Below are 7228 nucleotides of genomic sequence, written 5' to 3' on the forward strand. Positions count from 1 at the left end.
ATGGCTCCACGAATACAATCACCACAGGCACCACACCGCCATCGGAGGCAAGCCACCGATCACGCGGTTAACTAACCTGCCTGGGCAGTACAGCTAGGGGTCGCCGGATGCGTGCTGTGCCGCCGTGCCGTACCGTGCTCGCCGCCCCTCGCGCTCAACCGGCCGCCGGACGATACTCGGGGGATGCTGGCCCCTAACGGTTCGCTCCTGATGGCCGATTCCGCGGCCCTCGAGGGCACCGTGTTCGAGACCTGGCTGCTGCCCGGCGCCGCCCTGGCGTTGTTCGTTGGGCTCGGTTTCGCGGTCACCGCCGTCTGGCAGTGGCGCCGCGGCCCCTACGCCCGCCTTCTCTCGCTGGCCGCCGGAGTGGGCCTGGTGCTCTTCGAGATCGTGCAGTTCTCGCTGATCGGCTTCCACCCGCTGCAGGTCGTGTTCGGCATCGTCGGTCTGGTCACGGCCGTGCTGGCCTGGCGACTGCCGGCCGCCCGGCACGGCACGGCCGGCGGAGGGCGCTAGCTCGACGCCCGGAACCCGCGCAGGCGCAGGCTGTTGGTGACCACGAACACCGACGACAGCGCCATCGCCGCGCCCGCGATGAGCGGGTTGAGCAGACCGAGCGCGGCGAGCGGGATCGCGGCCACGTTGTAGGCGAACGCCCAGAACAGGTTGGCCTTGATGGTGCCCAGGGTGCGCCGCGAGAGCCGGATGGCGTCGACCACGGCGAGCAGGTCGGCCCGCATGAGGGTGATGTCGCTGGCCTCGATGGCCACGTCGGTGCCGGTACCCATCGCGATGCCGAGGTCGGCGGCGGCCAGAGCCGCGGCGTCGTTCACCCCGTCCCCGACCATCGCCACAACGTGGCCGGCGGCTTGCAGGGCACGCACCCGTTCCACCTTCTCCGCGGGCAGCACTCCCGCGAAGACCTCGCCGATTCCCACCTGGTCGGCCACGGAACGTGCCACGGTGGGATTGTCCCCGGTGAGCAGCACCGGGCTGAGGCCCAGGGCCACCAGCTGTGCGACGGCCGCGGCGCTGGAGGGCTTGACCTCGTCGGCGACGGTCAGGATGCCCCGGGCCTCGCCATCCCAAGCCACGACCACGGCCGTCTGGCCGGCACCCTCGACGGTGTCGAGCGTGGCTTGCAGATCGTTCGGCAGGGTGATCTGCCACTCGTCGGCGAGCCAGCGTGGCCGCCCCACGAGCACCAGGTGCCCGTCGACGACGGCCTGCACGCCGAAGCCCTGCGCCGAGGCGAAGTCGGTGGCCGCCGGCAGCACGCCGACCCGAGCTGCGGCTCCGGTCACGACGGCAACGCCGATCGGATGCTCGGAGCCGGCCTCGGCCGCGCCCGCGAACCGCAGGAGTTCGGTCTCGCCGGCGTCGGCGGACACCGCCGCCGTGACGTGCACGCCGAGCAGCGCCATTCGCCCCGTCGTGACGGTGCCGGTCTTGTCAAGCACGATGGTGTCCACCTGGCGGGTGGACTCCAGGATCTGCGGCCCGCGGATGAGGATGCCCAGCTGGGCGCCACGGCCGGTGCCCACCAGCAACGCCGTGGGAGTGGCCAGGCCCAACGCGCACGGGCAGGCGATGATCAGGGTGGCCACGGCGGCCGTGAAGGCCTGCTCGGCGCTGGCGCCGAGCACCAGCCAGGTGGCCAGGGTGCCTAGCGCGATGACGAAGACGATGGGCACGAACACCGCCGACACCCTGTCCGCGAGCCGCTGCACCGGCGCCTTGCCGGTCTGGGCCTGCTCGACCAGGCGGCCGATGCGGGCCAGTTCGGTGTCGGCGCCGACCCGGGTGGCGCGCACCGTGAGACGGCCGCCGGCGTTGACCGTGGCACCCACCACGGTGTCGCCCTGGCCCACCTCCACGGGCACGGTCTCGCCGGTGAGCAGGCTGGTGTCGATGGCCGAGGCGCCGTCGACGACGATGCCGTCGGTGGCGACCTTCTCGCCGGGGCGTACCACGAACACGTCGCCGACGACGAGTTCGGCTATCGGGATGCGCTGTTCCAGCGTTCCGCGGAGCACCGCGACGTCCTTGGCGCCCAGGTTCACCAGCGCCGTCAGGGCCGCGCCGGAGCGGGTCTTGGCGCGGGCCTCGACGTAGCGCCCGGCGAGGATGAACACGGTCACGGCGGCGGCGACCTCGAGGTAGATCTCGGCGGACCCTGACCCCGTCATGCTCAGGTCCATCTGCATGGTCATGCCGGCCATTCCGGCATCGCCGAGGAACAGGGCATAGAGCGACCAGCCGAACGCGGCGAGCACACCCACGCTGATCAGGGTGTCCATGCTCGCGGCACCGTGCCGGGCGTTCAGTGCGGCGGCACGGTGGAACGGCCAGGCGCCCCAGACGGCCACCGGGGCGGCAAGCGTGAGCGCAAGCCACTGCCAGTTGGTGAACTGCAGGGCCGGCACCATCGAGAGCACCGCCACCGGGATCGCCAGGATCGTCGAGATCAGCAGCCGCCGGCGGAGGGCGAGGGTGTCGGCATCCAGCTCGATCGGCTCGGCGGCCGGGGCGGCGACGGGCGGTGCGGGCAGCCGCGCCGTGTAGCCGGTGGCCACGATCGTGGCGATGGCGTCGTCGATGCTGGTGCCCTGCGGCAGGCGCACGGTGGCCTTGTCGGTGGCGTAGTTCACGGTGGCCACCACGCCGGGCAGCCGGTTGAGCTTCTTCTCGATGCGGGCGGCGCAGGACGCGCAGGTCATGCCGCCGACCACGAGGTCGACGGGCTCGTTCACGCGGCGGCGCCCGCGGTGGTCTGCAGTTCGTAGCCGGCCTCGTCGATGGCGGCGCGGATGTCGGACCGAGCGGGGGCGGTTGCGCTCGTGACGTGCACGGTGCTGGCGGCGCCTACGGCGAGGTCAACGGTCACCGCGCTGACCCCCGGCACCAGGGACACCTCTTCGATGACACTGGCGACGCAGTGGCCGCAGGTCATGCCGGTGACGAGGTAGTCGGTGACGGTTTCTGTCTGAGCCATGATGCGAACCTTCTCTTACGATACGGATGTTGCGTACGGATGTTGCGGAATGGGGATACCCCCTATGGGTACTCTAGCGCACCATCGTGATACCGTGAGGGGGTATAAGGTCAGCCGACAGCCAGGAGCGCACAATGACGACCGCAGACCACCCCGCAGACCACACCCACGACGGCCCGCACGGCTACATCTCCAACAAGGACGACTACCTCAAGCGCCTGCGCCGTATCGAGGGCCAGGCCCGCGGGCTGCAGGGCATGGTCACCGACGACAAGTACTGCATCGACATCCTCACCCAGGTCTCGGCCATGACCAGCGCCCTGCAGTCGGTGGCCCTGGGCCTGCTCAACGACCACCTCAGCCACTGCGTCGTCGACGCCGTGGCCGTCGGCGGCGACGAGGCCCAGGCCAAGCTCAAGGAAGCCGGCGACGCCATCGCCCGGCTGGTGCGTTCGTAACGCCCAGTCAATATGCTGTGCGCATGACGGATGCGGGCGGCTTCAGACTCCACCGGCGCATGAGCGCCCGCGACACCGGCGAGGCACACCGGGCGGCGAGCCCGCTCGAGCTGCTCTTCGACCTCACCTTCGTCGTTGCGGTGGCTCAGCTTGTGGTGCAGCTCGCGCACGGCATCGAGGGCGGCCACGGCTTCGAAGAGGTCGGCCCGTTCCTGATGGTGTTCTTCGCCATTTGGTGGGCCTGGATGAACTTCACCTGGTTCGCGTCGGCCTACGACACCGACGATGTGCCCTACCGGCTGCTCACCATGCTGCAGATGGGTGGGGTACTCGTGCTCGCCGCCGGGGTGCCCGCAGCGTTCACCGAGCAGGACTTTCGCGCGATCACGCTGGGCTACCTCATCATGCGCATCGGCCTGGTGGCCCAGTGGCTGCGCGCCGGCTTCGAGCATCCGGCGAGCCGGGTGACGGCCTGGCGATATGCGGCGGGGGTCAGCCTCGTGCAACTGGGCTGGCTGGCCCGGTTGGCCCTGCCTGAAGAGGTCGGCGTGCTCTCGTTCCTCGTCTTCGCGGCGCTCGACCTGGCCGTGCCGCTCTGGGCGGAACGCACCGGCATGACCTTCTGGCACCCGCACCACATCAGTGAGCGATACGGCTTGTTCACCATCATCCTGCTCGGCGAGAGCGTGCTGGCGGCCACCTACGGCGTCCAGGACGCCCTGAGCGAGGGCGGCGTGAGCGGCGACCTGGTTCTCGTGTCCGCTGCGGCACTGGTGACACTGTTCGCGATCTGGTGGCTCTACTTCCTCGAGCCCGCGGGGGAGGGGCTCTCCGTCAAACGCAGCCGCTCCTTCCTGTGGGGGTACGGCCACTACGGCGTGTTCGCCGCGCTCGCGGCCCTCGGTGCCGGACTCGAGGTGGCGGTGGCCGAGGCCGGTCATCACCTGGAGGTGTCACCGGTGGCGCTGGGCTATGCGGTGGCCCTGCCGGCGGGCGTCTTCCTGGTGCTGCTGTGGGCCGTGCACGCGGTGCTGGTGTCCAGGTCGCAGATCCAGCCCCTGGTGATCCTGCCCGCGGCGGCGCTGGTACTGCTGGTGCCGCTGCTCGCCTCGGTCACGGGAGTCACCGTGGTGGTGGTCCTGGTCGCGACAGTCTGTGTGCTCGTCGTAGCAATCACCCTGGCCGACCGGGCGCGCCGGTCCCGGTCGGCCGCCGAGGCCGGTCAGTCCTTCGGCACCCAGTAGCCCACCGCCCCCAGCAGCCGGGTCTCCCGGTCCGCATCTTCGGGCACCGGCACCGCGGGCGGGAACACCCCCATTTCTCGGAAACCGTCGATCTGCGGGCCGATGACCTCCTCGAGGGCCTCCACCAACGCGGCCGGCAACGCGAAGTCCCAGCCGAGGTGGCGGGCGATGGACCAGGCCTGGAACGCCCGGTAGATGCTGATGTGCTCGAGATACTCCCGAAGAGTGAAGTCGCCATAGCTCAGGTGCACGACCTTCTCCGGGTTGAGGTCTTCCTGCACGGCCGCGGTGGCCGTGTCGTTGAGCCGGTCGTAGGCGGCGAGCGCGTCGTCGCCGAGCAGGTCGCCGTCGTAGGTGCCGCCGGCATCCTCGATTGTTCTGCCGAGCAGCACATCGGGCACCCAGGCCTCGTCGCGGGCGTGCGCGGCCACAACGTCGCGTACGGTGGGGTTTGACGTCACCGCCCAGTCGGCCGGTGCGGGCCGCATCAGCTCGTCAGGGGTGATCCGGTCGATGACGGAGCGCAACGCGGCATCCGCCTGGAGGAAGAGCTCTCTCTGCTTCATGGGGGCACGCTAACACCTACCGCCGACCAGGCGGAGACCCGCCCGAATCGACGGCGGCAGCCGCACTGAAATAAGGTCTGGATGTGCTCGTGCCCGTAATGCCCACCGAAGCCACCGATGCGATGGTGTCGTTTCTCGACCCGGTCGCCCGCAAGAACCTCGGCATCGCCGTCGCGCTCGCCGGCACGGTGTTCCTGGCCCTCGGCGCTCAGCTGCAGCACCGAGGCGTGGGCAAGACTTCCAGGATGCGCCCCGGCGACCAGCAGAAGATGAGTATCGGCCAGCTGCTGGCCCTGTTGCGACGACCGTCCTGGCTGCTCGGCACGCTGCTGCTGGGCTTCGCCATTTTGCTGCAGCTGACCAGCCTCGGCCTGGCTCCGCTGCTCGTTGTGCAGCCGCTCGGGGTGGCCGCCCTGGTGCTGTCCACCGTGGTGGACTCCCGGCTCGCGCACACCAGGCTTGACGGAACCGTGTTGCGTTCGGTGGCCCTGTCCGTGGGCGGCATCGTGATCTTCGTCTCCATCGCTGCCGTGTACGCCACCGATCGGCCCATCCAGCCGCCCCAGGTGGCGATCATCCTGATCCTGCTCGGCGTCGTCCTGATCGTCTGCGGCCTGATCTTCACGCTGCTCCGCGCCCGCCTCACCGCCGTGGCCTACGTGCTCGGTGCCGGGGTGCTCTACGCCTTCGTCGCAACCCTGGCCAAACTCACGATCACCCAGCTGGTGGCCGGCGACCTGTCGCTGCTCACCCTGCTGTGTGTCGGCGGCATTCTCACGGCGGCGGTCGTGGGCGGTGTGTTCGTGCAGGTCGCGTACTCCACGGGTCCGCCCAACCTGGTGATCGCCGGTCTCACGGTGGTGGATCCCTTGGTGGCGGTCGGCATCGGCATCGTCGTGCTCGGTGAGGCGTCCGAGGCCCCGCCCTACGCCCTGATCGCCTTTGTCATCGCCGGCGCGATCGCGGCCTACGGTGTTGTCGGGCTCTCCAGGCACCGCCCGCAGTCCACGCTGGCAATCGCCTCCGAAAGCGGGCCCGAAACACGGAGGCCCCCCAGACAACGTCGGTAGCATCATCCTGATGTCAACCGTTCACTCGAAAACCAGGACCGCCGGTCGGTATTTCGTCGTCGCCGGGTTCCTGGCCCTTGCTCTCTCCGGGTGCGCGGCATCCGGCGCGGCCCAGACCAGCGCCGTGACGCCGGCCGAGCCCGGCGACTCCGCGGATGCGACACCAGATTCGTCGGTCGACCCCGCCGTCGCCATGCCCACGGGCTGTCCTGCCACGGCCGAGTCGATGCCGGCCGAGGCGGTCAGCGCTGAGATCGCCGACGTCGACGGCGACGGCGAGAACGACACCGAGTGGTACGACGAGACGACCTCGCCGTTCACCTTCGGCATCAGCACGGCCTCCGGCGCCACCGTCACCCTCGCCGACGACCTGGCCGGCCCCGGCGGGCACAACGGCTGGACGGCGACACTGCACAATGGTGTGGTCGTGACGGTGCTCGACGACAGCCGCAGCGCCACCCTGCACGCGCTGGTGGACTGCGAGTTCGTAACCCCCATCGGTGTGGACGCCCGGCCGTACACCTTCGACATGCAGAACACCCACGACAACGGCACCGGGGTGGGATGCCTCGACGTCGAAGGCGGTGTCGAGTTGAACGGTCTCCAGGTCACCCAAAACCGCGACGACAGCTATTCCCTGATGGCCACGGGCATCACGGTGTCGACAGACGGGCTCACCGCCATCAATGGATACACCGCCGTGTCGGGCGCCCTGCCAGAGGACGACCCTCGAGTCGCCGAGGCGCAGACCTCCTCCTGCGGCGGAGCCCCGGTGGTCAGCACCAGCGGACGCTAGCTAGCTGTACTGCCCAGGCAGGTTAGTTAACCGCGTGATCGGTGGCTTGCCTCCGATGGCGGTGTGGTGCCTGTGGTGATTGTATTCGTGGAGCCATGC

General features: G+C 69.7%; 8 protein-coding genes. 5 read left to right on the forward strand and 3 right to left on the reverse strand.

Going from position 1 to position 7228, the window contains the following annotated elements; translation table 11 throughout:
* The first annotated feature begins 183 nt into the window (after positions 1–183).
* Positions 184–516: a hypothetical protein gene (locus E3T19_RS03000; RefSeq protein WP_134408102.1), complete on the forward strand. Its 333-nt coding sequence runs from the start codon at positions 184–186 to the stop codon at positions 514–516.
* Here the strand turns inward: E3T19_RS03000 and E3T19_RS03005 are convergent.
* Both E3T19_RS03005 and E3T19_RS03010 read right to left on the reverse strand, forming a co-directional pair.
* Positions 513–2720 carry a cation-translocating P-type ATPase gene (locus E3T19_RS03005; RefSeq protein WP_134408104.1) on the reverse strand — a complete coding sequence of 736 codons (2208 nt, stop codon included), beginning with the start codon at positions 2718–2720 and terminating at the stop codon, positions 513–515. The genes E3T19_RS03000 and E3T19_RS03005 overlap by 4 nt on opposite strands.
* A 29-nt stretch (positions 2721–2749) precedes the next feature.
* The gene (locus E3T19_RS03010; RefSeq protein ID WP_103460800.1) at positions 2750–2995 is read right to left on the reverse strand and encodes a heavy-metal-associated domain-containing protein; all 246 of its coding nucleotides are present in this window, start codon (positions 2993–2995) and stop codon (positions 2750–2752) included.
* Positions 2996–3129: 134 nt separating this feature from the next.
* Between E3T19_RS03010 and E3T19_RS03015 the strand changes: the two genes are divergently transcribed.
* Both E3T19_RS03015 and E3T19_RS03020 read left to right on the forward strand, forming a co-directional pair.
* Positions 3130–3453 (forward strand): metal-sensitive transcriptional regulator, encoded by a 324-nt coding sequence (locus tag E3T19_RS03015; RefSeq protein WP_088455381.1) that lies wholly within the window; start codon positions 3130–3132, stop codon positions 3451–3453.
* 23 nt (positions 3454–3476) lie between these two features.
* Complete coding sequence (locus tag E3T19_RS03020) at positions 3477–4697, forward strand: low temperature requirement protein A (RefSeq protein ID WP_103479660.1); 1221 nt, start codon at positions 3477–3479, stop codon at positions 4695–4697.
* Here E3T19_RS03020 and E3T19_RS03025 read toward each other — a convergent pair.
* Positions 4676–5263, reverse strand: a complete 588-nt coding sequence (locus E3T19_RS03025; RefSeq protein ID WP_134408103.1) for a hypothetical protein — start codon at positions 5261–5263, stop codon at positions 4676–4678. The two genes, E3T19_RS03020 and E3T19_RS03025, sit on opposite strands and share 22 nt — an antisense overlap.
* A gap of 83 nt (positions 5264–5346) precedes the next feature.
* Between E3T19_RS03025 and E3T19_RS03030 the strand changes: the two genes are divergently transcribed.
* Positions 5347–6333, forward strand: a complete 987-nt coding sequence (locus tag E3T19_RS03030; RefSeq protein ID WP_240632387.1) for a DMT family transporter — start codon at positions 5347–5349, stop codon at positions 6331–6333.
* 10 nt (positions 6334–6343) lie between these two features.
* The gene (locus tag E3T19_RS03035) at positions 6344–7129 is read left to right on the forward strand and encodes a hypothetical protein (protein ID WP_088455385.1); all 786 of its coding nucleotides are present in this window, start codon (positions 6344–6346) and stop codon (positions 7127–7129) included.
* Positions 7130–7228 lie beyond the last annotated feature (99 nt).

This window comes from Cryobacterium sp. TMT4-31, from assembly GCF_004403385.1.
GTDB lineage: Bacteria > Actinomycetota > Actinomycetes > Actinomycetales > Microbacteriaceae > Cryobacterium > Cryobacterium zongtaii.